Source organism: Parvibaculum indicum (genome assembly GCF_011762095.1).
GTDB lineage: Bacteria > Pseudomonadota > Alphaproteobacteria > Parvibaculales > Parvibaculaceae > Parvibaculum > Parvibaculum indicum.
This window is the reverse complement of the sequence record NZ_JAASQO010000006.1, coordinates 78,079-102,304: the sequence shown is the minus strand read 5'-3', so window position 1 is coordinate 102,304 and position 24,226 is coordinate 78,079. Positions and strand designations below refer to the sequence as shown.

The following is a 24,226-nucleotide window of genomic DNA, read 5'->3' as shown; positions in this document are numbered from 1 at the left end:
GAATCTGAGGAGGCGGTCCGTCAGCGCCCGCCGAAACCGGAGGACGCAAAACTGGAGTGGTGACTGCTCCCCGCCCTGAAGGACGGGGCTTCCTGCTTCGCTGGCGGCGGCCGCTCTCCCGGGGGAGAATGGTCTTACGCATGCCTCCACAGGCCTGAGACGGACAGTCCTGCCGCCTGTAACTTCAAAAGCCCCTCGCGGCGGATATTGTCTGCCGCGTTTCCGTCCCGATCGTGCTCCGCACCGCAATTGCCACAGGTCCACGATCTGTCGGCGAGAGATAGATCGTCATTGATCGAGCCGCAGAGCGAGCACGTCTTCGTCGACGGGTTGAACCGATCTATCTTTACGAAATGCCGGCCGGATTCCTGGGCCTTGTAGGCCAGCTTCGAGACGAAGCCGTGCCATCCGGCGTCGGCGACGGACCGGGCAAGCGCCCGGTTCCGGAGCATGCCACGGACATTCAGCGTCTCGACGCAAATCGCTTGGTTCTCGTCGACCAGCAGTCTCGACAGTTTGTGCTGAAAATCGTTTCGGGCGTTCGTCACGCGCTCGTGGGCGCGCGCGACCTTCAACCGGGACTTCGCCCGGTTGGAAGATCCTTTCTTCTTGCGCGACAAGGCGCGCTGCTGCCGCTTCAGCGCTGCAAGAGCGTTGCGGTAATGCCTCGGGTTCGGAACTTTCACGTTCCGGCCATCCGAGTTGCCGGAGAGCGTCGCAAAATGCACCAATCCGAGGTCAATGCCGACGGCGTCGGATGCGGAAACCTCCTCGGGCGCTACCGGAGCTTCGCGCCCATCCTCGACCAGGATCGAGGCGAAGAACTTGCCCGTTGGCTCACGGGAGACGGTAACCGTCTTGATCTCGCCCTCGACCGGGCGGTGCAGCACCGCGCGGACGTCCCCGACCTTCGGTAAATACAGTCGGCTTCCGCCGACGATCCTGACCCGCTGCGGATACGAGATCGCCTGTCGGCCGTGCTTCGACTTGAAACGCGGATAGCGACCCCGCTTCCGGAAGAAACGCTGAAACGCCTCGTCGAGATGCATGATCGATTGCTGCATAGCCTGGCTGTCGCCACGCTTCAGCCAGGCCGTTTCCGGCGCCGATTTCAACCTGGGCAGACGCTTGATCAAATCGGATCTGGAGATGGATCCCTTCCGCTCCTTCCAGAGCGACGACCTCTGCTCCAGCGCGTCGTTGAAGACCCAGCGCGCTGCGCCGAACTGGAAGTCCAGTTCCTCAGCTTGTTCCTTCGTGGGGTAGAGCCTAAGCTTGATCGCGCGTCGCATACCGGAATCTTTCCGCAGAGCCGACTGAAATGCAAGAACCAAAAGAGAACACAGGTATTCCCGCTCGCGCGGGAGCGCCGTGTATCCCCGCCCTGAAGGACCGGGTTTTACGGCGCGTTCGGATAAGGGAAGCGGTTGCGGCCGTAACGGTTCGCACCGGGCGTACCCGGAGTGACCATCAATGCAACCAGCGCGATCGCAAAGACGAGGAACATCAACGCCAGATCCGGCATGACCGCAACAGCGCCGACAGCCGGCACAAACCACAACCCGTTCAGGCCGATATCGTGCAGGCGCTGCACGCAGATGCTCGCGAAAATATAAGAAATCGGCAGCAATGCCATTCCCGCCCATCCGAACACATCGAACCCGACATTGGCGATCTCCCAAATCGCCGTCGACAATACGAGGCTCAACGCGAAACCGGCAGCCATAGTTGCCGCTCCGATCGTCAGCACAAAGCTCGCCCGTGAACGCCGGCCGCGCATCGAAAGCAATTCGAAAATATGCGTCCTGAATTCGTCCACCGGCTACTCCTGACAAAGATGTCAATATTCAAGCCGGATCTTGTCTGCATGTCTATGGACACCGGATCACACAAATCGGATTTCGGAACAATTCTTCAAGCGCACTCAACACTCTGTTCAACCCGCACCGAACGCAACAAAAGTTACGCTGTCGCCTGAACACGGCCACACTGAGCTCATCTCAGACAGGTAGTCCCTGTCCTGATTGCCTTAACGTCTTCCCCGACCTGAAGGAGGGGGATTTTCGCATCAGCCTGATGCGAGCGGGATCTGACGAGATTCCCGGTTCGACGGACCCGCGTCCGCCGCCCTCTCCGAAAGCCGCGTTCCGGCCTGAAGTATGTTCCGCGCCGCTTTCGTATCGGCATGGGCCGAGTGCCCGCAGTCGGAACAGATAAGCACCGCTCGGCTCTTGCGGTGGGTTTTCGAGATCGAACCACACTCCGAACAGGTCTGGCTCGTCGCAGCCGATACTGACATGCCAGCCCAGCGGGTCGCTTGTGACCGTAACATTCTTCACGGTACCGGCGATGTCGCGGGTCCAGCGGAAGCGGACCGGGCCGATTTTCGGGAGATGGGTCATCCCCCAATTCCGATTGAGGCGCCGGGGTGTGGGATAGCCGGCGCGCCCGGCGCTGCTCCAGCGCGAGATTATAGACCAGCCGCACCACGCCGGCGCATTGCCGCATCTGCGCGGCCTGCTCATCCGTCGGGGCTAGTACGTATCGCCAGACGCGGAAAACCTTCATGGCGTCGATATGGACGCCGGCCCTGCCAGTGCAAACACTCGATGGAGGCTATCCGCCCTGCCCTGACCCGGGCTGCGCCGAAGGCTACGCCGAGGCAAGACAACGAGGTTTCCCACGCGTAGTCAGACGAAGATTTTCGGGGCGGATGAAATGCAGGCACTCAGTAGCCTTCCCCGCGACACCAGAGGCGCGGCGCCAGCATCCCGCTTTCAGCTTGCGATCCGACATTGACGCGCTATATAAAAACTCGAATACAAAATCGAAGCGGTATGCCGTCCCGGACGCAACACGGATCGCTCGATGGCGACGCAGTGTTCGAGACCGAAGCAGATCCCGCTGTGATGCGGGCACGATCAGAACCACCACCTGCTCGCCTCGTGGTGACGTGCAGATGATCCCGCCCGCGAAACACAGAAGACAGGCTGCGTCGGGTCAGGGGCGCAAACATGCAGAGCGTGGAGATGATGGCGCCATGACCCGAATTGCCGTCTATTCAGACCTCCATTACGAGCATGGGAGTGACTTCACGCCGCCGGCAGATCTGCGCGGCAAGATCGATGTCGTCGTTCTGGCAGGCGATATCTCGGAAGGCCTGGACGGCATCGAGCGGGCCAAAGCCATCGCCCATAGGCTGGATGCGCCTGCGGTCTATGTCCCGGGCAATCACGAATTCTATGACGGCATTCTTGAGGATGTGATCGAGGACCTTCGGGCGGCCTCGAACGATGAGGTCCATGTTCTGATGAACGACACCGTGAAGCTTGACGGCACGCGCTTCGTCGGCACCACGCTCTGGACCGACTACCGGATTGATCCGGACACGTACTATTCGGCCTTGGGCCAACTCCGGCGTGAGATGAACGACTTCCGTTTTATCAAGCGGCGTTCGGCCAGCCGGAACCGGCGCAAGCTCAATCCGCGATGGGTGGTCGGTCTGCACCGCGAGCAGAGGAACTGGCTCGAAAGCGCTTTGGCCGAGCCCTTCGAGGGCCCGACTGTGGTCGTCACCCATCACGCGCCGAGCGCCAGAAGCCTGGACAAAAACCCGGAGCGAGCAAAGAGTCTGGACGCCGCAGCCTATGCATCGGATCTCGAGTACCTGATCGAGCGATATGAGCCGGAGGCGTGGGTCCACGGTCATATCCACGACAGTCTCGACTACACGATCGGCAGCACCCGGGTGCTCTGCAATCCCTATGGCTACCAGATCGAGGTGACGAACCCGGAATTCGACCCGGGCTTTACGTTCAAGGTTTGATGTCCGGATCCCGGTCCAGGTCTTCCGGCACACGGGGTCTGGCCTGCCCGGCATCACCTGCGCTTTGTCGTATGACCTGCCCCCCGCGAAATCCCTCACCATGATGTAGAGTCTGCCCAACCTTGAAGGAGCAGACGAATGCGAAAGAGCCGTTTCACCGAGGCGCAGATTATCGGGATGATCAAGGAGCAGGAGGCAGGCATGCCGACGGCAGAGGTGTGCCGTCGGCATGGCCTCAGCCCGGCGACGTTCTACAAGTTCAAGTCCAAGTATGGCGGCATGGAGGTGTCCGAGGCGGCCAGGTTGAAGGCGCTGGAGGACGAAAATGCCAAGCTCAAGCGCCTGCTGGCCGACACCATGCTGGACAACGTCGTGCTGAAAGACCTGCTGGGAAAGAACTGACGACATTGACCAAGCGGCGAGAGGCAGCGCTCAGGGCGATGCGGGGTCACGACATCTCGCAGCGCCGGGCCTGCCGGCTTGTCGGTATCGATCCAAAGACAGTCCGGCGCCAACGCCCGCCGGATTGTCCGGAGATCCGCAAGGAAATGCAGGAGATTGCTGGCAAGCGGCGTCGGTTCGGCTACCGCCGGATCGGCGTCCTGCTGGAACGCAAGGGGATGACCATGAACCACAAGAAGCTCTACCGCATCTATCGCGAGGAAGGGCTCTCCGTGAAGCGACGCCGGGGGCGCAAGCGGGCCCGTGGCACACGCACGCCAATGCCAGCAGCCGCGCACCCAAATGCGCGCTGGTCGCTGGACTTCCTGTCGGACAGCTTGGGTGCTTCACGCAAGTTCCGCATTCTGGCGGTGATCGACGATTGCTGCCGAGAAAACCTATGCCTGATGGCCGACACCAGTATCTCGGGAGCCCGTGTCGCCCGCGAGCTGGATGCGCTGGTGAGGGTCTACGGAAAACCAGGTTGCATCGTCAGCGATAACGGGACGGAGTTCACCAGCCGGGCCATCCTGAAATGGGCCGACCAGAACGATGTGCCGTGGCATTACATCGACCCAGGGAAACCGCAGCAGAACGCCTTTATCGAGTCGTTCAACGGCAGCCTGCGCGACGAGTTATTGAACGAGGAGATCTTTGACACCTTGGACGATGCCCGGCGAAAGCTGGCGCTATGGCGATATGACTACAACGCCGTCAGGCCGCATTCGTCGCTCGGAAACCAGACGCCACTGCAAGCGCGCCGAGCGCTTGAGCAATTTGAGGGCTCCGCGCCCGGCGCGCTTGCCCAAACCGAAACCCATGAGTATCAAAATCAAACCCGCAGACTCTCGTTATGAACGAGGGACCGACGGGGGGCAGGTCAGCGTATCCGTGGGGATGTCCGTGCGGCGGCGATCGAAGGTCGCCGCGATTGCATCCGCGAGGACCGGTCCGTTGAAGGAAAACGTCTCCGAGATCGCCCAGAGGTCGAAGAAATCCTTCATGCGGCTGTTGAGCATGCCGAGCGCGACCAGCGCCTGGAATTTCTCGGCCACGACCGTCTCGGGCGGGTAGGCTCGCAGCCGGGGCGCCGGCATGTCGAGCAGCGAGGGATAGTCGATGTCCTGCACGGCCGGGGTCACCGCATCGCCAAATCCGATGTCGATCTGAATGGGCAAGCGCGCGCCGGCTATCTCGGCGGTCATGGTGATCCGGACGCCGCTATATTCGTCTTCAGCCCGGGCCGGCTCGGCCTGCAGGGTTTCCGGCTTGAAGACCACGCCGTCGCTCTCGACCTCGATCCCGCAAATTTCGCGGAAGACCGCAGCGATCCGCTCCGGCGCCGCATCGCCATATCCCAGAAGATCGAGATCGCCGGTTGCGCGATAAGGCGTGGGCGTCCAGAGGCTGAACAGCATGGCACCCTTCAGCACAAAACGATCTTTGTGGGGCGACAGACTCAGTCGGTAGAGCAGCCGTTCGATGGCGAAGCGGGTGAGCGCAAGCTGAACGTTTTCCTTGCGCTCGCTGGCGCGCCGGGTGAGCCGTGTCCGGACCGAGGCACCGACATTCTTGAGGGGTGGTTTCGGGGTCATACCGTGGCCTCGATATAGGGCCGCATCACGTTCTGTACACGGTCGATGGTGGCAAAATGCCAAATGTCATCGACCGTGGCCCGGCGGCTTCGGAGACAGTCTCTCAGCGCTTCGATGGCCACATCGAGACCGACCTGGCTGCGGTATTTGAAACAATCGACGACCGTCTTGGCCGGATTTGTGATGGGCACTTCCACCTGCTCGATTGTATGCCTTTCGACGCCCGCCGTCAGGGCTTCGCCGGTGGCTCGGATAATGCGCAGGGACACCGGTGGGTTTTTGGGCGCCCATTTCTTGTGACCTATCAGCATCCACACCTGATGCGGCAGTTGTGTCGTGAGTTCATGGAATCTGAGCGCGGAGAGCAGGCAGATGGCACCGTGCGGTACGGCCCGCGCGGCTTCGGCGAGGCTATGGGACTCGGACCATTCCGCATCGGCAAGCTGATAGAGACCGCGACTCGTGCGCACAAGAAGGCCTTCATCCAGCAGTCGGCCCAGATAGGCGCGCGGAACACCCTTCGCATCGAAATCGCGCGCACGCGCGATGCCGTGCTCCCTGGCGATGGTGAGCGCGCGATCTTTCAGCGTTCCGTGAGCCGTCCTAGCCATGTTTCTTATGCTCAGCAATAATATATAAATGCCGAGACTTTGTCTCATAGGCAGCGGGATCCTGCAACCGGAAGCGGGCAGGCTCGGGTCATCGAGGTGGATGCGGAGAAAGTAACGCGGATTGTCGCCGGAGGCCTGCGCACCTCCAAACACCTCCTTCAGACATTTTGTGCCCATATACGACCCGCCAGATCGAGCCAGTGGAAGCTGAGTTCTCCTGGATACGGCAGCCTCGTCGCAAGGCCGGCGATGAACGTCAGGTAGACGCCAACTGCATTCCGAAAGTCCTCCGTCGTGCCGAGTGGTTTGTCCTTGAAGGCATGAATCAGGTTTCGGTAGTTCTGCACTTGGTGCAGAAATTCCAACTCCTCCGCTTTCAGAAGCTTCCGCTTTTTGCAGAATTGTCGGATAGGTTCCAAGGTCAGTTCATCAGGCGACTTCGGATCGTCCTTCTTAGACCCTTTCCTGTATATGATGTTCAATGCCTTTAGCAGTTCCGCATCGTTCTCGTAGTCAGCGAGATAGACCGCAAGGAACAGCTTCAGTGTCCCTTCCAGCAGGCTACCGAGATTTGCCCAGGCCAGGATCAATTCTCCTGGCGACAAGTCTCCATCTTTGGACCAATGATTGAGGGCCGTAGCAAGAGATGGGAGCCAGTCCAGGCGGGACTTGTCCAGCAGCGCAGCGACATTTGACGGAGCCCAGCCCTCGGCGTCTTTCCAGAATTCACTAAGACCGGTCTGAATGACCTCAATCCGTTTCACGTTTTCATCGTAGCTACCAGCACCGGTTTCCGTTGTCCTCGCCATGGAAAGCTTCCTCGATTTCACCTCTCGCAGACCCTTCTTATCTCGATTCCGGGTGGATCAGACGGCGGTTTCGTCAACATAGGCAGGCCAAACGATCCTGCTCACCCAAGCGGCGCGCATGTGCTACCGTTCCTTCCCTCTGTTCCACACCAACCGCGCCTTGCGGCCCTCGTCGCACGGGAACAAGGACAGTCTGAGTGGCGCGGTCAGGCTCGGGTCGTCGAGGCGGACACGGAGATAATATCTCGGGTTATCGCCTGCCGTCCGCGCATCCCAGGCGTCACCAATGCGGGCGTTTCCGACGAGCGCGCGGAATGCCGGGGCGTTGTCGCCATTGCGATCGTCGTTGGGGACTAGCCGGACCTTGGCGTCGATGGTGAGCGTCCGGATGGAGCCGGTCCAGCCGCCATCCTTGGCGAGGATGAAGTGTCTGATCTGCACGGTTCAGGTCTCCTGTGTTGGTGATGCGGGGGATGCAAAGGGCGATGCCGATGCGCTGGTTGCGTCATCCGTTTCCGGCGCACTCGCCCGGGAACCCCGGCCGCGGCGAGCGGCGCGAATCCAGTGCGGGTCAAATGATTTGAACCGGGATCAAGTGAGTTGACCCCGGTTCAAATAGATTGAACTCGATTCAAGTGAGTTGAACCGCTTCCCGCGCCGCCCGGCCTATCCGAGTGCGATCCCTTTGAGGGGGCTCGTGTCGGGGCGCGGTGTTTCGCGTTCGATTGCATCCAGGAACGGTTGGATCTGCTTCATTTCGAAATTGCCCGGCAGGCGGGGCTTGCCGAGTCGCACGCGGCCGCGATCCTTTTTGGCGATTTCATGGGAGCGCAGGTGGAACACTTCGTCCGGGTTCGGGTACACCACGCCGATCCGGCGGGCGGCCCATGCGTACTGGGCGCCGGGATAGCCGCTGGCCTGGGATGTCGTATCGCAATGGCCGGTAACGGCGGCGAGCTCGACCGGGTTCAGCATGGTTTTCTGGTTTGCGATGAACTGGCGCCGGCAGGAATAAAGTGAGTAGCGCACCTCGCCCCAGATCTTCTTCTGGATACGGACGAGGGTGGTTTTCACGAGACGGTATTCCTTGATGAACTCCGCCGGCTCGTCCCAGGTGCGGCCGTGCTTGACCATGTCGTCCATGGGCTTGCGCCAGAACGGCTCGAGCTCGGTGATATCGATGGCCCGCGAGACCGAGCTCCTGGGATATACGCTGAGCTTGGCGTTCATGACGACGAGGAAGTCGCGTTTGCGGCCTTCCATCTCGAAACTGTGGATATCGGTATAGAGCCATTCGATCGGCCGCAATCCCACCGCGAACGAGGCCTGCAGCCAGAGCCGGGTCCGCGCGGCACCGACAGAGGAGCGCCGTTCGAGCTCGGTCATGATGGAATCGAAATCGTCCCAGGGCAGATGCCGGTCCGGATGCGCGAAGTCGCCGGATCCTTCCGGGCTCCATTCCGCCGCGGCGGCGGCCCGGTCCGTCCTGCCCATATAGGCGGTATGCTCTGCCTTTTCGGAGAATTCGATCCGGCTCGCATTCATCATTACCCGTGCCGCTCTCAGATTGTGTCGAATGTAGTGGTCCATGCCGTTCCAGAGCGCGTCGAGGACGTCCTTTTGCACGCTCGCGCACTTTTGCTTCGCATCAACAAGGACCCAGTGTACGAATTCGACCGCATCAAGATCGATGTCGTCCTGATCGTCCGGCGTGATCCCGGTGAGACGGCGGTAGCGGTGAATGAGGTCGCGGCACCGGCGCAGCGTGTGGGCGTCCGGGTCCGGGTCGTAATTGTCCCAGGGCTCCATCTCGGCTTCTTCGGGGACATAGGCGGCCTCGCGCAGCTTGATCTGCGCGCGCGCCGCTTCGATCAGGGTCTGCGTCCGGCGGCACAGCGGTGGGGACAGATGGCTGCGGACCGGCCCGATAAAGGTGAGCTCGTCCAGCGCGGCGATGTAGGCGTCCTCTCCCTCAATCCGCAGGATCGGCTCGGCGTCGGCGCCCGAGGTCGGCATCTGCCGGTCCGGCTCACCGGCTCCAGTCTTTCCTCCGGGCTCCTTCATTCCGGTCCCGGACGTTTGGGTAGGGGCCGGTTTGGGCGGCTGGTTCACATAGGCGTATTCGCGGGCTTCTTCTTCCTCTGCCTTCCTGGCCTCGATCTTGGCCATCGCGGCGTCGACGGCGAGCTTGGCATGATGCGCGAGGGCGCGATCGAGCAGCTCGTTCTCGCTCGGTAGCCCGGGCGCATCGATCGGATCGCCGGCTTCGCGGGTATTGATCTTGGCACGCAGGGCTCTCTCCGCGAGGCCCGAGAACACCATGCCCTGGAACTGGATCCCTTCGCGCGCCAGGATATCCGCATTGTCCCGTGTCCCGTCCGGATTGTAGAGACCGCCTTTGGCGAACCTTGAAATCCTGGTGCCGTCAGCCCGGCGCAGGTCCAGCGGATCTCGGTTTACTGCGCCGAGACGTTCGTAGTCCGGCGTGCCCCAGCGGCGCGGGCTGTCCGGCGTCGCCCCCGCCCCTGGCGCTTTCACCGGGGCGGCATCCGGCTCACCGGACACCCTATGTGCCCCAGAAGGCTCGTCCTGCTTCGAAACCTTTCGGGCAGGTGCCACGGCGGCCGACTTTTGCGCCACCTCCGTATCCGTTGCAGGCTTCTCTGCGGTTGAATGCACCGTCGCCGATTTCAAGGCGGTCTGATTTTCCTTCGTCGCAGTCGAATTTGTCACTACCTCACTCGTCCGCTTCTTTTCATCGATACGCGGTTTCGCCTTGGTCGCATCTTTCATCCGGTGCGGTTTGGAAGTGCCTGCATGCTTCACAGCCCGTTGCTGCCCGGCCGGTTTGTCGAGGATACGCTGCGCAATGGCGGCGTACAGATCCGTCCATTTCGTAAAAGCCTGCTTCGCAAACCGCCATATCCGGATTTTCCACATCAGGCGCGGTTGTTTCGCATCTGGCCCTTTCGAAACGGGTGCTCTCTTTCTGGCCCGTTCCTGGCTGGGCCTTTCCTGTCTCGGCTGTTTCTGGCTGGGCTGTTTCTGACCAGGCTGTTTGGCGGTCGGCTTGGCCCCGGTTTTATTCGAAACCGACGGCCCGACAGGAGTGCCTCCAGATCTGGAACCGGCTCGATCCCCAGCACTGACATGCGCGGCCTTCCTTGAATTCTCGCGGCCCGCGCGAACGCCGGCCTGGCTGCCAGCCCCGTTGTCTCCGCGGCGACGATCCGCCTCTGATCCCGAATTCATCATCATTCTCCATTTTGCCTTTCCAGTAGGAGCAGGGCTCCGGTGCAGGACAAGCCTGACGCCACTTTTTGCAAGAAAGGAGAGCTGCATCGCTTCCCACCCGATGGCGATTCCCTTTTCGGCTGGTAATCGTGCGCTCTGCGGTCTCGGGCACTCGATCCGCTGCATGACGATCGACCCGATGACAGACATTTCCGCTCAAGAGCGGCGGGCATGTGACCCCGCTCACCGGCCGGTGACGTCTTGAAGTTGAAAAGAGTGGATAACGTCGCCCGGAGCGTCGGTAAAAGCGCGAACTCCATAATGACACAGGCTACCGGACCGACCCGGCACGCCGAGCTTGCACATGACCACCAGGTTGATCGTCATCGCACCGGTGATGACGATCATGATCAGGGCCCCAAAGAAGATAATAAATGCGCCATATTCGTCTCATACCGTCATCATGAGGCGACAACTCTTCCTCTGCGCCATATTCGTCTCATTTCTCTTGAATTCTTACAAACATCCTGTATATGGGATATATTTGTCTCACACTGAAGGCTTGATCATGGATTTTCTCGCTTCGATTTCGACAGCCAAGGGGTTCGGGGCTGAAATCCGCCGCCAGCGGAAAGCGGCGAAATTGACCCAGGCTGAGCTCGCAACGGCGATGGGCACGACGCGGCGCCTTGTCTCTGCCCTCGAAAACGGAGAACGCGGGGTGTCCATCGAGATGGCATTGGGCGCCGCCAGCGAGCTCGGGCTCGAACTGCGCATGGAACCGAGATCATGACGCACGAAATCGATGTCTTCCTCGAAGGCGAGGACCGCCCGGCCGGACAGCTGACCGGTGACGAGCAGGGCGCCCTGTCGTTCCGCTACACCGCGGACGCCGGACGTCCGATCTCACTCGCCCTGCCGCTTGAACGCGAAAGCTTCAAGGACAGCGCGGCGCGCGCCTTCTTCGACAATCTGCTGCAGGAGAACGCCTCCCTCGACGCAGTGATGGCAAAGCACAACATCGACCGGTCAGACATTGCGGGCCTGCTTTATCACCTCGGCCGCGACTGCCCCGGCGCGATTTCATGTGTGCCTGCCGGCGAAGGGCCGGGAAAGAAGCCCGGGCACCTGGATAAAGACTACGACGCATTGAGCGAGGACGATCTCGCCGGGATCATGCGCTCCCTTCGCGACGACCGGCGTCTGCCGGCCGACACACGCGACCCGTCGCCGCTGGCCGGCGTCCAGGGCAAGATCGCGCTTACGATGCTGCCCGACGGGACCTTTGCGATCCCGCGCCACGGGTCCGGCGTCCCTACCACGCATATTCTCAAGATCCCGCGCCGCGGCGAAGAAGCTCTTGTCGATCAGGAGCATCGATTGATGTCGATCACGGCGCGCGTCTATGACGACGATGTCGCACATGTCGAACCGCTCGAAATCGACAATATACGGGGGCTTCTCGTCACCCGGTTCGATCGATCTGTCGAGAACGGCGTGGTGAGCCGGATCCATCAGGAGGACTTCTGCCAGGCGCTAGGCTTGCCGAAGAACCTCAAATACGAACGCGATGGAGAGGCCGGGCGGGCCTTCAACGGCCGTGCCGTAGGCGAGATCCTCGGCCGCACGCGCCTTCCGGCCAGGGCGCGGCAGTTCTTTCTGCAGATGACCATCCTCAATCTTGCTCTCGGCAACACGGACAACCACGCCAAAAACCATGCCCTGATCTATCGAGGCAATGCGCCAGAGCTGGCCCCGCTCTATGACGTTGTGCCCGTTCTTCTCGACCCGAATGTCGATCACCGGTTCTCACTGCATATCGGGACCACCGACACGACGGATACGCTTACGCGCGACACCTTCTTCGACTTCGTGCGAGCAATCGGGCTCAAAGCGCGCGGCAAGTCCGGCGAAGATGAAGTCCTCAAGACCACCGGCGAGTTCCTTAACCGTATTGCCATGCAGATAAACGACCTGCAGGGCGGACAGACGAAACTACTAGGGGATATGGTAGCCCATCAGATCGAGCACATCTCGGAAGCGCTGGACCTCCATGTCGACGTCCCCGACCGAGACGCGTTCCTGCTCAAAGGAGGCGGATTCCGCTTGCAGAGCGAATGAGCGCCATAATCATTTGCCGGTCTTGTGCGCCCTTCATAGGCGGTCACACCGGCCATGACAATACGAACGCAACTCGGAACATTCTCAAGGCCGGACCACGGCCATCGGGGAGATCCCCTCGCGCGGAACCATCGAACCGGAAATCTCTCCAGGCATCGCGTGTGCCGGTCTCAAGCAAAAATCCCCTTCATTCGGGTTGAGGGAAAGACGCTAAGTCCCGCTAAATCCCGACAGCATGCGAGAGCGACTAAAAGGTATGACGTCTGCGCCGGTATTGTTGAGGCACTGCCGACTTGTCAGCCAACCGCGAAATGCCCGATCCGCACAATGCGCCTGCCATTGGCGCTCGCTCATCTGGCCGGACAGATAGCAAAGCAGCACACGCTCGTTTTCTTCGTATTTCGTCATGTTGAGTGCGACCATCCTGTTCTGCCCCATCGACAGGTGATGGAGTCAGCATGACCGTAATGCACGACACTGTTTTCCCGTGTGAGATGACGTGCAGCTATGTAGGGCTGTGCAAGGCCCGCGGAGGCCCTCTATTTTTGTGCATCGCACACTTACCGCACCGCCACACAATGAGGGATGGCAGACGGACCCGCATGCACTAGTCTTGCGCGCCATGCTGACCTTTCTGTCCGATCTCTGGCCCCTGCTTCTCGGCCTTATCCAGTTCACCGCGATGGCGGGCGCCGCCGTGCATGTCATGCTCTCCAAGAGCGACGAGCGCGCTGCGGCCGGCTGGCTTGCGGTCATTCTCCTGGTGCCGTTCCTGGGCTGGCTCGTCTATCTCATCTTCGGCATCAACCGCATTCAGCGCCGTGCGCGCGAACTGCGCGCCCGCCATGTCGGCGAATTGCTGCCCGTCCCGCCGCCCGCCCGCGTCGCCGGCGAGACCGTGCCGGACGGTCCGCAGGTGCGCGAAATGGAGAGCCTTGCCCGTTTCGGCTGGAAGGTGTTGCCGGAAAGCTTCGAGGGAGGGAACGCCATCCGCGTCCTGGAAAATGGCGACGAGGCCTATCCCGCCATGGTCGAGGCGATCGATACGGCCCAACGCTCCGTCGCGCTTTCCACCTATATCTTCAACAACGATCTCGCTGGCCGAATGGTGCTCGACGCCCTGACACGGGCAAAGGCACGCGGCGTGCGGGTGCGCATCCTGATCGACGGCGTCGGCTGCTATTACTCGCATCCCTCTCTCATGCCGCTCCTCAGAGAGCGAGGCCTCAATCACACGCGCTACCTGCATTCCTTCATGCCCTGGCGCATGCCCTATCTCAACATGCGCAACCATCAGAAAATTCTGGTGATTGACGGTCGGCACGGCTTTACCGGCGGCATGAACATCTCAGAGGGGAATTTGATCGGTTCCGATCCCCGAAAGCCGATCCGCGACTATCACTTCCGGGTGGAGGGACCGGTGGTCGCACACCTGATGCACACTTTCGCGCATGAATGGAATTTCGCCACCGGCGAACTTCTGGACGGGCCGGATTGGTTTCCGGAACTGAAGGAAGCCGGCGAGATCACCGCACGCGGCCTCCCCGCCGGTCCGGATATGGGCATGAACCCGATCCGCTGGACATTGCTCGGCGCGCTCTCCGAAGCCCGTCACTGCATCCGCATCGTCACGCCCTATTTCGTCCCCGATCAGACCTTGCGGACCAATCTCTCGCTCGCCGCCATGCGCGGCGTAAAGGTCGACATCGTCCTGCCCGAGACCAACAATCTGCCCTTCGTCGACTGGGCTGCCACCCCGCAACTGGAATGGCTTGCCCGCGCGGGCTGCCGCATCTGGAAGACGCCTGGCCCCTTCGAGCACTCCAAACTCATGACCGTGGACAAGCTCTGGTCGATGCTGGGCTCGGCCAACTGGGACGGGCGTAGCCTTCGCCTCAATTTCGAATTCAACCTGGAATGCTACGGTGCCTCGCTGGCAAGCAGGATCGACGACATCATCGAACACAAGATCGCGTCGGCCCGGCCCGTCTCCGGCAAGGAACTCGCCGCGCGTCCCATCTCGATCAAGCTGCGTGACGCTTTCTTCCGCCTTGGCTCACCCTATCTCTGACCCGATCTCCTTTTCCCCGGGGCCCACGAGCGCTATGCTGCCGGGGTGCGATCGGACGCTCCATCCGAAACGACGATCCCGAAGAGGTTCGAAATGACCGAAAGCGGCGCGAAAAAAACGGCAGACGCGGAATTGAAAGACCTCCGCGCGGAGATCGCCGCGCTCAAGGAAGCGCTGGAGGAGGAACGCGCCCGCAAGGCGCCGCCCTTTTCGAAAGAAGATGTCGAGGAGCTTGGCGACAAATTGCAGGACGGGCTGACCGACCTGGAAAAGCAGATCGATTCCAACCCCGTTCCAAGCGCGCTCATCGCATTCGGCATCGGATTCCTTATCGGCCGCGTGCTGGGAAAGTAGGACCGAGATGTACGACCCCACACCCAAACTGCGAACGCTTGCCGAAGCCGAACTCTTCCGCGCCGAACTGGAGGCAAAGAGGCTCGCAAACCGGCTGAGCCTGGTCGGCATCGCTGTCTTTCTCGCGATTTTCGCCTTCACCATGCTGGTGATCGCCGGATTTCTCGCGCTCTCGGAACTTTATGGCTATCCGCTCGGGGCACTTATCACCGGCGGTGCACTCCTGTTCGTCGCCATTGTTGCGCTCGGCCTTGCCGCCCGCAAACCGAGCCATGCCGACGAACTGGAAATGAAACTCGCCAACCTCAATATCGAGGCGGCACGCGCCGATATTCGCCGCGATGTCGATGCGCTGGAAAAGCGTTTCAACGATCTCTCCATGGGACTCCTCGGCATGGTCCGCGGCACCTCTTCCGGGATGCCGATGGTCACAATCATCCTGGGCGCCCTGGCTGCGATGAGCCCTTTCTTGCGCAAGATCATCATGCCGATCCTCAATCGCGATGGCGGGGCCAGAGACGACGACGCGAAACCGGAGTAGCAGCGCGATTCTGCCCGGATGGCAGCATATGACGTCGAGTGACGGCAGGAACGGAATGGGATAGAAACCGGAGCTGTATGGTCCGGTCGTCTCTTCAGGAAACTCCGATGAAACTCTATGCCTCGCCGACATCCCCTTTCGCCCGCAAATGCCGCGTGCTCATCCGCGAGAAAAACGGCACATCCCATGTGAGCGAGGAAAATATCGTCGCCATGCAGGATCCGCCGGCGCTGCATGAAGCGAACCCGCTCGGCAAGGTGCCCGCGCTTGTACTTGCCAATGGCGACACGCTCTTCGACAGCCCGCTCATCTGCGAATATCTGGATTCGACCCTCGAAGGCGAAACCATGATCCCGCTTGCCCATCCCGAGCGCTGGCCCGTGCTACGCTTTCAGGCACTGGCAGACGGCATCATGGACGCAGCCGTTGCCATCACCATGGAACGCGGCCGCAAGGATTCCGAACAATCCGAAATCTGGCTCGGCCGCTGGCATCGCGCCATCGACCGCTCGCTTCAGATTCTGGACGACGAAGTGACGAAACTCGACGGCCCCGTCGACCTTTCTCACATCGCGGTCGGGTCGGCGCTTGGATATCTCGACTTCCGTCACGCTGCGCTGGAATGGCAGAAGAGCTACCGCGAGATCGCCGGCTGGTGGGCGGACATGAGCAAGCGTCCGTCCTTTGCTGACACAGCCCCGCCCGCATCCTGACCGCTGCACCAGGCCTGCCCCCATGATAGAGGTCACGGAAAGACTCTCCCTCGCGGAAGAAGAGATCGTCCTGAGCTTCATCCGCTCGGGCGGTCCCGGCGGGCAAAACGTCAACAAGGTCGCGACCGCCGCGCAGCTTCGCTTCGACGCCCGCCACTCGCCTTCCCTGCCCCCGACCGTTCGCAACCGCCTCCAGAAACTCGCAGGCGGCAAGCTGACCCGCGACGGCGTCATCGTCATCACGGCGAACCGTTACCGCACGCAGGAAGAAAACCGCAAGGATGCGATCGGCAGGCTGTTGGCGCTCATCCGGGAAGCGGCCGTTCCGCCCCGCCCCCGAATTCCGACACGGCCGACCCGTGCCTCGAAAAAGCGCCATCTCGAACACAAGAAACGCCGTGGCGACGTCAAGAAGATGAGACGCCGCCCGACGAATGGCGACTAGGCCCGCGGCTCAGCGCCAGGGCTCCACCAGCACCTTGGCATGCTTTTCCGGATTGCCGAGTTCCTCGAAGGCATGGCGCACTTCCTCCACCGCCACCTTGCCCGTAATCATCGGCGAGACGTCGATCTTGCCTTCGGCAATGTGTTGAAGGGTCAGCGCGAATTCCTCCGGCGTATAGCCCAGTACGAACTGAACATTGAGCTCCTTGTTGATGCCGAAGAAGGGCTCGAAACGGTCATGCTCCATGCAGACGCCGACCACCACGACACGCGTATGCCGCATCGCCCCTTCGAAAATCTGCTGGATGACGCCGGGTACACCGACGCATTCGAAAATGACGCCCGGCTTGGGCTGCGGCCCCATCCCCATGACGGAGAGCAGGCTCTGCGGATCGTAGCCCTCGGGCAGCGTGCGCTCTGACCAATCGGTATAAGCGGAATGATCGGCCGGATCGATGACGACATCCGCGCCCATCTTTTCCGCCAGCGCGCGACGCGCAGGACTGAAATCGGCGGCCACGATGGGACCCACGCCCTTGATCTTGAGACCGGCGATAACGGCAAGGCCCACCGGCCCGCAGCCCACCACCAGCGGCACTTCCTCACCCGTCAGGTTTGCCTTCTCCACCGCGTGCCAGCCGACCGCCATGGGTTCGGTCAACGCGGCATGATCGGTCGGCAGACCGCTGGGCACTTCGAGCAGCAGCAGCTCGTTCAGCACCATCTGCTCGGCAAAACCGCCCGGCGCGACATTCGAATAGCCGACCGGCTGCACATTGGCCTTCTCGCCGTTCATATAGACGGCAATCGGCATGGAGCAGACGCGCGTCCCCGGCTTGAACTTTTTTTCCGTGCCCGGCCCGTGATCCAGCACTTCGGCGCAGAATTCATGGCCGAAGACGATGTCCTTTTCGAGGTCCATCACGAAACTGGAGCCCGAGCGCTTCGCCGCATCCACCATATGGTGTGCGTGATGAAACGCATGCAGATCCGACCCGCAAATGCCGCAGGCCAGCGTCTTCACCAGCACCTGCCCGGCGTCGGGCTTGGGGGCTTCGATTTCATCGACGTAAAGATCGCCTTTGCGGAACACCGCTGCGCGCATGGTCTTTCCTCCCTTGTTTTTCCTTGGCCGCTATGGAAGCAGCGGGAGAGGCCTGGCGCAAGAAAAAATAGACTTCGGTCTATTTCGGTGTCCTGTTCTTGTCTCGGCGACTGTTGATCGCAGTGATGACGAGGATCGGCACCGCGAGAAGCAGGGTCAGCGCATTCGCACCGATCAAAGGCCCGTCGCCAAGGTTCAACCCGTGCAGGAACCAGAGGAAACACCGACGGTCAGACACACATACATGGCAAGAGATATGCCCGACGTATCGCGTGTGCGGATCGTCTTCAGCGCCTGCGGCACGAAAGCGACCGTCGTGAGGAACGCCGCGATATAACCGATGTCGACCATTACCAATGCCCCTTGCGTAAAACCGGTTGCGACTTTCCGTCGGTAACGGATTTCACGCAAGCGGTATCACAACGCCATCCCGCCAATGGCGGCGCTCGCCACCACCACCGCCCAGGGCGGCAGCTTCCACACCGCCAACGCCGCCCACGCGGCCAGCGCGAGCGCCGCCTCCGCCGCGCCGAAAATGGCGGCGGTAAAGACCGGCGTATAAAGCGCAGCGGCGAGCAGCCCCACCACGCCTGCATTGACGCCCATCAGCGCCGCCCGCGCCGAGGTAAAACGCGACAGTTTCGACCAGAAGGGAAGGACACCCGGCACCAGCAGGAAACTCGGCAGGAACATGGCGACAAGGCAGACCGTGGCGGCCAGAACCGGCCGCCCCACTTCGTCCACAGCCGCGCCGACATAGGCCGAAAAGGTAAAGAGCGGACCCGGCACCGCCTGCGCCATGCCGTAACCGGCCAGAAAACTGTCCTGCGAGATGAGCCCGCGCGGCACGAGTTCGGCCTCCAGCAGGGGCAGCACCACATGCCCCCCGCCGAACACGAGCGCTCCCGCCCGGTAGAAGATATCGCCGAGACGAAGCAACGGTTCGCCACCTTGCGCGAGAAATGGCAGGCCGGCGAGCAGACCGAAAAACAGCACCAGACACAGGATGGAAACGACCGGCGGCACCGGCGACACAAGCGGCGGCCAGTCTTCGCCTTTCTCCGGCTTCAACACGACAAGTCCAACGAGCGCCGAGACCGCCAGCACCCCGAATTGCATCAGCGTGGAAGGCAGGACGAGCATGGCGACAGCCGCCGCGACCGCAAGCGTGGCGCGCGGCCCGTCGGGCGCCAGATTGCGGGCCATCTGCAGCACGGCCTGCGCAACCACGGCGACGGCCACGATCTTCAGCCCGCTCAGCACACCATGCCCGATTTCGCCTTCAAGCGCCGCCGCGCCGAACGCGGCGAGCATGAGCGCGATGGCGGATGGCAGGGTAAAGGCAAGCCATGCCGCCAGCATGCCGCCCGCGCCCGCCCGCATGAGACCGAGCCCCATACCGACCTGACTGCTCGCCGGGCCGGGCAGGAACTGGCAAAGCGCGACGAGATCGGCATAGGCCCGGTCATCGAGCCAACCCCGCTTTTCGACGATTTCAGCGCGAAAATATCCCAGATGCGCAACCGGGCCGCCGAATGAAGTAAAGCCCAGTTTGAGGAAGGCGGAGAAGACTTCGCCGATCGTGCCCTGCGCTGCCTTCTCCGTCATCGCTCCCCCTGTCGGGCAACTAGTCCGCCGCCCAGCCCTGCATGACCGCCGCTTCCCGGCGGACGCGCTCCGGCGCGCCCAGAAGCTGGCGATTAAGCCCGATTCTCTTGAACCAATAATGAAGCCCGAGAAGATCGGTGAAGCCCATGCCGCCATGCACCTCCGTCGCCGTACGCGCCACGAAGCGCCCCACATCGGAGGTCAGCGACTTGGCGTGCGCTGCCATCAGCGGCGCCTCGTCCGGCATCTCGTCGAAGGCATGCGCCGCATACCAGACAAGCGGACGGCAAGGCTCGAGTTCAGCCGCCATTTCAGCGCACATATGCTTCACCGCCTGGAAGGAGCCGATGACGCGACCGAACTGCTTGCGCTCCTTGGCATATTCGACGGCCTTGTCGATCATCATCCAGCCCGCACCCAGCGTATCCGCGGCAAGCATGATGCGACCGGCATCCCGCATGGCATCGAGCGCCGCGGCGGTGTCGCCGGCAAGCGGCTCGGCTTCCACATCGTCGAACTGCAATTCGCCCAGAGAGCGGGTGAGGTCGATGCTGGTGAGCCCGACCTTGGCAAGCCCCCTGGCATCGCCTTTCACGAGATGCAGCCCGCCATCCCTGTCGACCACGATGAAGAGATCGGCCTTGCCGAAATCCATCGCAAAGTAGGCTTTGCCGTTGAGTGTGCCGCCCGATGCCGTGACGCCCGCATCCTCGCGTGCGCCGGACACCTGCTCGGCAATCGCAACCGACGCGATGACCTCGCCCGAGGCGAGTTTCGGCAGCCATTCCTCCTGCTGCGCCGGCGAGCCCGCTTGCATCAGCGCCAGCGGCGCCATGACGGCTGTGGCAACGAAAGGCACGGGCGCCACGTGACGACCCAACACCTCCGACACCAGCGCCGCGTCGAGCAACGCGAGCCCGAGGCCGCCCTGCGCTTCCGGCACGATCATGCCGGGAACGCCGAGTTCGGTGAGCGCGGCCCATATATCGCCGGCCATCTCCTCCCCGCCTTCCGCCGCCTTGCGCACTCGCTCCAGCGGGCAGACGCGCTCCAGCGTACCGTTGAGGCTGTCCTGCAACATGCGCTGATCTTCAGACAATCCGAATTCCATGGATCGAGCCTCCCTTTACGCTTTGGCGGGTTTCGGTTCGCGCGGCATGCCGAGACCGCGTTCCGAGATGATGTTTTTCTGAATTTGCGCCGTCCCGCCGCCAATGATGAGGCCGAGATCGAACATGTAGCGGCTTTGCCACGAGCCCCAGGCGCGCAGATGCGGGCTCTTGCCGTAAAGCACACCCAGTTCGCCCAGCGCGTCGATGGCAAGAGCCGCGAGCTGGTGATTGATCTCGCAGCCCTGCAGCTTGACGATCAGCCGCGCAATACCTGGATCCTCACCTTTGGAGGCCGCCGTCAGCAGACGAAGCCCATGGAACTGCATCGCATAGACGCGCGACTGCAGGTCCACCAACCGGTCGCGATAAAGCGGATGGTCGATAAGCTTTTGCCCGTCCATCGTCTCGGTCTGCATGAGATCGACGATCTCTTTCAGCCGCGTACCCGCCTGGTTCGGGTCGCCGAGCATGCCGCGCTCATGCTTGAGCGTCGCATTGGCGACGAACCAGCCCTGCCCCCTTTCGCCGACGATCTGGTTCTTCGGCACACGCACATCGGTGAAGAACACCTCGTTGAACTCCGCCGCGCCTGTCATGGTTTTCAGCGGACGCACCTCGATACCCGGCGTGTCCATGGAGAAAATGAGATAGGAAATCCCCTGATGCTTCGGGGCTTCGGGCTCGGTGCGCACAAGACAGAAGATCATGTCGGCGTCCTTCGCCGTCGAGGTCCAGATCTTCTGGCCATTTATGACGAAATCGTCGCCATCCTCTGTCGCTTTCGTTTGCAGCGAAGCCAGATCCGAGCCGGAGCCCGGTTCCGAATAGCCCTGGCACCACACAACCTCGCCCTTCAGCGTCGGCTCGATCCATTTCTGCTTCTGCTCTTGCGTCCCGAGCTCCAGCAGCGTCGGCACGAACATGGAGATGCCCTGGTTCGCAAGCCCGAGCGGCAGGCCTGCGGCGGTGAATTCTTCCGCGATGATGCGCGACTTGAGAATGTCGGGTTCTCCGCCATAGCCCCCATATTCGGTCGGAATGGTCCGGGCGGCATAGCCGTTCTTGATGAGCAGTTGCTGCCATGCTTTCCATTCCGCATCCGGACGCGCGACGCGCATACGCTCCGGCGCATCCTTGCGGTGTTTGGTGATGAACTGGCGTACCTCTTCGCGGAAGGCCTCGTATTCGGGCCCGTATGCGAGGTCCATACCTCTACTCCCTGCTTGCCGGCCGGACTTCGCAATGCAAATGCGGCCCGGCGCGTTTGTTGTCGGCGGGGAGTGTAGCGCGGAAGGTTTTGGAATCCACGCATCCCGGCAATTCCGTGCCGGACCTTGCGTCAAGTTGCAGGGAGAACGACGCCGCCGGAAAGACTCAGGCCGCGCTTCCGCCCATCGAAGGCAGCCGTACCGCCACCTGCTCGTGGGACGGCGCCTGCGGATCGCGCGCCACAGGCGAGTTTTGCAGGAAGGCCTCGAACTCGTCGCACGGCATCGGGCGACCGAGGAAATAGCCCTGCGCCTCGTCGCAGCCAAGCTCTGCAAGAACGTGGAGCTGTTCGGCGGTCTCCACCCCCTCGGCAACGACCTTCACGCCAAGCGCATGGGCAAGATCGATAATCACTTTGGGGATAACGCGCCCCTCGCCGAAGGAGCTGAGGTCGCTCACGAAGCTGCGGTCGATCTTCAGGCGCTGTACCGGGAAGCGCTTGAGATAGGCGAGCGACGAATAGCCCGTTCCGAAATCGTCGATCCCGATACCGATCCCGAGACTGCGCAGCCGGCGCAGCGTGCCGATCACCATATCGACATCCTGCATCACCATGCTTTCGGTTACCTCGAGTTCGAGATATTGCGGCGATACCGAATGTCTCACCAGCGTATTCGCGATCATGTCGGTAAGGTCCGGACGGCGCAGGTCGCCTGCCGAAACATTGACGGCCACGGTGACGCGCGTCAGCCCCATATCCTGCCAGTGACGCACCTGGCGACAGGCCTCGTTCATCACCCATTTGGTGAGTTCGCCGATAAACCCGCTCTTTTCGGCAACGGGGATAAAAACATCCGGCGGAATATATCCGCTCTCGGGGTGGCGCCACCGAACCAGCGCCTCCGCGCCCGCGATACGCTGAGAGGCGACATCCACTTTCGGCTGATAGAAGAGTTCGAGATCGCCCTGCCGGATGGCGGCGCGCAGATCCCGTTCGATCGAATTACGCTCGATAGCGCGCAGATGAAGCTCGTGACGATAGAGAAGGCTTGTCCCGCTGCCTTCCGTCTTGGCGCGTGACAGCGCCAGATCGGCATTCTTCAACAGCGTATCCGGGTCGCGCCCGTCCTGCGGAAACAGCGTAATTCCCGCACTGCAACTCGGCTGCAACTCATGGGGCCCGAACCGTATGGGAGCGCCCACCGCCCGAATGAAACGATAGGAAAGGTCGAGGGCCTCATCGGCGCTGCGAAGCCCCGGCAGGATCAAACCGAATTCATCGCCACCGATACGCGCGATCTTGTCGCCGTCGCGTGTGCAGCCCTTCAGGACGTCCGCCGTCCGCTGCAACAACCTGTCGCCAGCATCGTGTCCGAGCGTGTCGTTGACGTCCTTGAACTTGTCGAGATTGAACACCAGAACGCCCACCAGCGAGCGATCCTCGCGATGTTCCGCGATCGCTTCGGCCAGAGACTGTTTGAACCACCCCCGATTGCCCAGCGAGGTGAGGCCGTCTGTGGACGCAAGTCGCTGCAGCATCACTTCCTTCGCTTCCGAATCCGCAAAGGCGTCGGACAAAGCCCGCGTCACGACGCTGATCTCGTCTCGCATACCGCTCGCAGGCTGGGGCGGACGCCTTTTATTGCCGACAAACCCGCTCAGCGCCTCAATCGGCGCAACCACCACACGATGCAGGATGAGCGAAATCGTCAGAATGGAAACGATGATGAGGACGAAGAGCCAGCTCATCATCGACATGGCGCTGGCGATCTGCGATTGCTCGATCAGATGAACATCGATGCTGAAAACCGCAATGCCGCTGCCCCGTCCGCCCGGCAGCGCAACGGGCGCCGCATAATCCTGAATGCCGTTCTGGACCGAACCCGCCGCTTCGATGCCACCCGTCCGGTCATTGCCGAATTTTCGGCCCGCCGCGGCAAGCCGTTCGGCAAGCATCCGGCGGTTGATCGGCTGGTATCCTTCATAGGCAAGCACCTCGCCGTGCCGCGTCCCGATAGCAACGGCGGTAACCGCCGGCGAGCCGGAGACGGCGTCCAGGACGGGCACCAGCGCGCCGAGGGACTGCGTCCGCACGATAGCCTGATCGAGAACGCCCAGCGCGATATTCACATGCGCCCGCGCCTCCGCGTTCACATTGTGCCGGAAATTCATGCAGGTGAAGACTGCCGCGAGCAGGATCAGGGCCGCGCCGATAAGCGTGACGACGAGGACGACCTTCGCCCGAAGCGTCAGATATCTGTTGCGACGCCACATATTGAAACGGGAGAATAATGAGCGCAGGCCAACGGGCTGCCCGGAGCGGGTCGGGGCATTCTTCGCGTCTGCATGGCCTCGGCCGGTACCGCTGAGACCCGACGCCCCACTTTCTGTGCGGTCCGGCCCGTCTTCTCTATGCATCGCACCTATTCCCT

24 protein-coding genes and 1 pseudogene are annotated in these 24,226 nt (G+C 61.7%); 9 read left to right on the top strand and 16 right to left on the bottom strand.

Annotation, left to right across the window (positions count from 1 at the left end; translation table 11 throughout):
- Positions 1 to 134 precede the first annotated feature (134 nt).
- From FHS78_RS09175 to FHS78_RS19760, 4 genes and pseudogenes are all read right to left on the bottom strand, one after another.
- Positions 135 to 1,292, bottom strand: a complete 1,158-nt coding sequence (locus tag FHS78_RS09175; RefSeq protein WP_167093436.1) for an RNA-guided endonuclease InsQ/TnpB family protein — start codon at positions 1,290 to 1,292, stop codon at positions 135 to 137.
- Between the two features lie 107 nt (positions 1,293 to 1,399).
- A complete protein-coding gene (locus tag FHS78_RS09170) occupies positions 1,400 to 1,819 on the bottom strand; it encodes a DUF805 domain-containing protein (RefSeq protein ID WP_167093433.1) in 420 nt (139 codons plus the stop codon).
- A gap of 249 nt (positions 1,820 to 2,068) precedes the next feature.
- Positions 2,069 to 2,299 carry a zinc ribbon domain-containing protein gene (locus tag FHS78_RS19765; RefSeq protein WP_167093431.1) on the bottom strand — a complete coding sequence of 77 codons (231 nt, stop codon included), beginning with the start codon at positions 2,297 to 2,299 and terminating at the stop codon, positions 2,069 to 2,071.
- Between the two features lie 155 nt (positions 2,300 to 2,454).
- Positions 2,455 to 2,568 (bottom strand): annotated as a pseudogene (locus FHS78_RS19760) (helix-turn-helix domain-containing protein); the annotation flags it as partial.
- A gap of 472 nt (positions 2,569 to 3,040) precedes the next feature.
- On the opposite strand from FHS78_RS19760, the gene FHS78_RS09155 reads away from it, so the two are divergent.
- Both FHS78_RS09155 and FHS78_RS09150 read left to right on the top strand, forming a co-directional pair.
- Positions 3,041 to 3,826, top strand: coding sequence for a metallophosphoesterase (locus tag FHS78_RS09155; RefSeq protein ID WP_167093429.1), 786 nt, complete (start codon positions 3,041 to 3,043; stop codon positions 3,824 to 3,826).
- Between the two features lie 138 nt (positions 3,827 to 3,964).
- A protein-coding gene (locus FHS78_RS09150) for an IS3 family transposase (protein WP_167093427.1) occupies positions 3,965 to 5,124 on the top strand; the annotation gives its coding sequence in 2 pieces (ribosomal slippage) (positions 3,965 to 4,214 and positions 4,214 to 5,124; 1,161 coding nt in all).
- On the opposite strand, the gene FHS78_RS09145 is transcribed toward FHS78_RS09150, so the two are convergent.
- From FHS78_RS09145 to FHS78_RS09120, 6 genes are all read right to left on the bottom strand, one after another.
- A complete protein-coding gene (locus tag FHS78_RS09145) occupies positions 5,119 to 5,862 on the bottom strand; it encodes a nucleotidyl transferase AbiEii/AbiGii toxin family protein (RefSeq protein WP_167093425.1) in 744 nt (247 codons plus the stop codon). The genes FHS78_RS09150 and FHS78_RS09145 overlap by 6 nt on opposite strands.
- The gene (locus FHS78_RS09140; RefSeq protein WP_167093423.1) at positions 5,859 to 6,473 is read right to left on the bottom strand and encodes a type IV toxin-antitoxin system AbiEi family antitoxin domain-containing protein; all 615 of its coding nucleotides are present in this window, start codon (positions 6,471 to 6,473) and stop codon (positions 5,859 to 5,861) included. Before FHS78_RS09140 ends, FHS78_RS09145 begins: the two co-directional genes overlap by 4 nt.
- Before the next feature lie 158 nt (positions 6,474 to 6,631).
- A complete protein-coding gene (locus FHS78_RS09135; protein ID WP_205305262.1) occupies positions 6,632 to 7,282 on the bottom strand; it encodes a hypothetical protein in 651 nt (216 codons plus the stop codon).
- Between the two features lie 123 nt (positions 7,283 to 7,405).
- Entirely contained in the window at positions 7,406 to 7,723 is a 318-nt protein-coding gene (locus FHS78_RS09130) for a DUF736 family protein (RefSeq protein ID WP_167093421.1), read from the bottom strand.
- A gap of 225 nt (positions 7,724 to 7,948) precedes the next feature.
- Positions 7,949 to 10,540, bottom strand: a complete 2,592-nt coding sequence (locus FHS78_RS09125) for a hypothetical protein (RefSeq protein ID WP_167093419.1) — start codon at positions 10,538 to 10,540, stop codon at positions 7,949 to 7,951.
- A 219-nt stretch (positions 10,541 to 10,759) separates the two neighbouring features.
- A complete protein-coding gene (locus FHS78_RS09120; protein ID WP_167093417.1) occupies positions 10,760 to 10,924 on the bottom strand; it encodes a hypothetical protein in 165 nt (54 codons plus the stop codon).
- A 160-nt stretch (positions 10,925 to 11,084) separates the two neighbouring features.
- On the opposite strand from FHS78_RS09120, the gene FHS78_RS09115 reads away from it, so the two are divergent.
- The 7 genes from FHS78_RS09115 (at position 11,085) to arfB (ending at position 16,761) form a co-directional block, all read left to right on the top strand.
- Positions 11,085 to 11,309 carry a helix-turn-helix transcriptional regulator gene (locus tag FHS78_RS09115; RefSeq protein ID WP_167093415.1) on the top strand — a complete coding sequence of 75 codons (225 nt, stop codon included), beginning with the start codon at positions 11,085 to 11,087 and terminating at the stop codon, positions 11,307 to 11,309.
- Entirely contained in the window at positions 11,306 to 12,637 is a 1,332-nt protein-coding gene (locus tag FHS78_RS09110; RefSeq protein ID WP_167093413.1) for a HipA domain-containing protein, read from the top strand. Before FHS78_RS09115 ends, FHS78_RS09110 begins: the two co-directional genes overlap by 4 nt.
- Before the next feature lie 547 nt (positions 12,638 to 13,184).
- Positions 13,185 to 14,708 carry a phospholipase D-like domain-containing protein gene (locus FHS78_RS09105; RefSeq protein WP_167093411.1) on the top strand — a complete coding sequence of 508 codons (1,524 nt, stop codon included), beginning with the start codon at positions 13,185 to 13,187 and terminating at the stop codon, positions 14,706 to 14,708.
- Positions 14,709 to 14,801: 93 nt separating this feature from the next.
- On the top strand, positions 14,802 to 15,062 hold the full coding sequence (locus FHS78_RS09100) for a hypothetical protein (RefSeq protein WP_167093409.1): 261 nt from the start codon (positions 14,802 to 14,804) through the stop codon (positions 15,060 to 15,062).
- A 7-nt stretch (positions 15,063 to 15,069) separates the two neighbouring features.
- Entirely contained in the window at positions 15,070 to 15,603 is a 534-nt protein-coding gene (locus FHS78_RS09095; RefSeq protein ID WP_167093407.1) for a phage holin family protein, read from the top strand.
- Positions 15,604 to 15,710: 107 nt separating this feature from the next.
- Entirely contained in the window at positions 15,711 to 16,316 is a 606-nt protein-coding gene (locus FHS78_RS09090; protein WP_167093405.1) for a glutathione S-transferase N-terminal domain-containing protein, read from the top strand.
- Positions 16,317 to 16,338: 22 nt separating this feature from the next.
- A complete protein-coding gene (arfB, locus tag FHS78_RS09085) occupies positions 16,339 to 16,761 on the top strand; it encodes an alternative ribosome rescue aminoacyl-tRNA hydrolase ArfB (protein ID WP_167093403.1) in 423 nt (140 codons plus the stop codon).
- Positions 16,762 to 16,770: 9 nt separating this feature from the next.
- Here the strand turns inward: arfB and FHS78_RS09080 are convergent, their stop codons facing one another.
- From FHS78_RS09080 to FHS78_RS09055, 6 genes are all read right to left on the bottom strand, one after another.
- Positions 16,771 to 17,865 carry a zinc-binding dehydrogenase gene (locus FHS78_RS09080; RefSeq protein WP_167093401.1) on the bottom strand — a complete coding sequence of 365 codons (1,095 nt, stop codon included), beginning with the start codon at positions 17,863 to 17,865 and terminating at the stop codon, positions 16,771 to 16,773.
- A 195-nt stretch (positions 17,866 to 18,060) separates the two neighbouring features.
- Positions 18,061 to 18,216, bottom strand: coding sequence for a PQ-loop domain-containing transporter (locus FHS78_RS19375; RefSeq protein ID WP_246220419.1), 156 nt, complete (start codon positions 18,214 to 18,216; stop codon positions 18,061 to 18,063).
- Positions 18,217 to 18,282: 66 nt separating this feature from the next.
- The gene (gene chrA / locus FHS78_RS09070; protein ID WP_167093399.1) at positions 18,283 to 19,473 is read right to left on the bottom strand and encodes a chromate efflux transporter; all 1,191 of its coding nucleotides are present in this window, start codon (positions 19,471 to 19,473) and stop codon (positions 18,283 to 18,285) included.
- Positions 19,474 to 19,492: 19 nt separating this feature from the next.
- The gene (locus FHS78_RS09065; protein WP_167093397.1) at positions 19,493 to 20,584 is read right to left on the bottom strand and encodes an acyl-CoA dehydrogenase family protein; all 1,092 of its coding nucleotides are present in this window, start codon (positions 20,582 to 20,584) and stop codon (positions 19,493 to 19,495) included.
- 15 nt (positions 20,585 to 20,599) lie between these two features.
- A complete protein-coding gene (locus tag FHS78_RS09060; RefSeq protein ID WP_167093395.1) occupies positions 20,600 to 21,793 on the bottom strand; it encodes an acyl-CoA dehydrogenase family protein in 1,194 nt (397 codons plus the stop codon).
- A 166-nt stretch (positions 21,794 to 21,959) separates the two neighbouring features.
- Complete coding sequence (locus FHS78_RS09055; RefSeq protein ID WP_167093393.1) at positions 21,960 to 24,068, bottom strand: putative bifunctional diguanylate cyclase/phosphodiesterase; 2,109 nt, start codon at positions 24,066 to 24,068, stop codon at positions 21,960 to 21,962.
- Positions 24,069 to 24,226 lie beyond the last annotated feature (158 nt).

What these genes read in the sequence shown, in the direction of transcription:
- FHS78_RS09175 (WP_167093436.1), bottom strand. Translation starts at nt 1,292, where the DNA reads ATGCGACGCGCGATCAAGCTTAGGCTCTACCCCACGAAGGAACAAGCT.
- FHS78_RS19765 (WP_167093431.1), bottom strand. Translation starts at nt 2,299, where the DNA reads ATGTCAGTATCGGCTGCGACGAGCCAGACCTGTTCGGAGTGTGGTTCG.
- FHS78_RS09155 (WP_167093429.1), top strand. Translation starts at nt 3,041, where the DNA reads ATGACCCGAATTGCCGTCTATTCAGACCTCCATTACGAGCATGGGAGT.
- FHS78_RS09145 (WP_167093425.1), bottom strand. Translation starts at nt 5,862, where the DNA reads ATGACCCCGAAACCACCCCTCAAGAATGTCGGTGCCTCGGTCCGGACA.
- FHS78_RS09140 (WP_167093423.1), bottom strand. Translation starts at nt 6,473, where the DNA reads ATGGCTAGGACGGCTCACGGAACGCTGAAAGATCGCGCGCTCACCATC.
- FHS78_RS09135 (WP_205305262.1), bottom strand. Translation starts at nt 7,282, where the DNA reads ATGGCGAGGACAACGGAAACCGGTGCTGGTAGCTACGATGAAAACGTG.
- FHS78_RS09125 (WP_167093419.1), bottom strand. Translation starts at nt 10,540, where the DNA reads ATGATGATGAATTCGGGATCAGAGGCGGATCGTCGCCGCGGAGACAAC.
- FHS78_RS09120 (WP_167093417.1), bottom strand. Translation starts at nt 10,924, where the DNA reads ATGATCGTCATCACCGGTGCGATGACGATCAACCTGGTGGTCATGTGC.
- FHS78_RS09115 (WP_167093415.1), top strand. Translation starts at nt 11,085, where the DNA reads ATGGATTTTCTCGCTTCGATTTCGACAGCCAAGGGGTTCGGGGCTGAA.
- FHS78_RS09110 (WP_167093413.1), top strand. Translation starts at nt 11,306, where the DNA reads ATGACGCACGAAATCGATGTCTTCCTCGAAGGCGAGGACCGCCCGGCC.
- FHS78_RS09100 (WP_167093409.1), top strand. Translation starts at nt 14,802, where the DNA reads ATGACCGAAAGCGGCGCGAAAAAAACGGCAGACGCGGAATTGAAAGAC.
- FHS78_RS09095 (WP_167093407.1), top strand. Translation starts at nt 15,070, where the DNA reads ATGTACGACCCCACACCCAAACTGCGAACGCTTGCCGAAGCCGAACTC.
- FHS78_RS09090 (WP_167093405.1), top strand. Translation starts at nt 15,711, where the DNA reads ATGAAACTCTATGCCTCGCCGACATCCCCTTTCGCCCGCAAATGCCGC.
- arfB (WP_167093403.1), top strand. Translation starts at nt 16,339, where the DNA reads ATGATAGAGGTCACGGAAAGACTCTCCCTCGCGGAAGAAGAGATCGTC.
- FHS78_RS09080 (WP_167093401.1), bottom strand. Translation starts at nt 17,865, where the DNA reads ATGCGCGCAGCGGTGTTCCGCAAAGGCGATCTTTACGTCGATGAAATC.
- FHS78_RS19375 (WP_246220419.1), bottom strand. Translation starts at nt 18,216, where the DNA reads ATGGTCGACATCGGTTATATCGCGGCGTTCCTCACGACGGTCGCTTTC.
- chrA (WP_167093399.1), bottom strand. Translation starts at nt 19,473, where the DNA reads ATGACGGAGAAGGCAGCGCAGGGCACGATCGGCGAAGTCTTCTCCGCC.
- FHS78_RS09065 (WP_167093397.1), bottom strand. Translation starts at nt 20,584, where the DNA reads ATGGAATTCGGATTGTCTGAAGATCAGCGCATGTTGCAGGACAGCCTC.
- FHS78_RS09060 (WP_167093395.1), bottom strand. Translation starts at nt 21,793, where the DNA reads ATGGACCTCGCATACGGGCCCGAATACGAGGCCTTCCGCGAAGAGGTA.
- FHS78_RS09055 (WP_167093393.1), bottom strand. Translation starts at nt 24,068, where the DNA reads ATGTGGCGTCGCAACAGATATCTGACGCTTCGGGCGAAGGTCGTCCTC.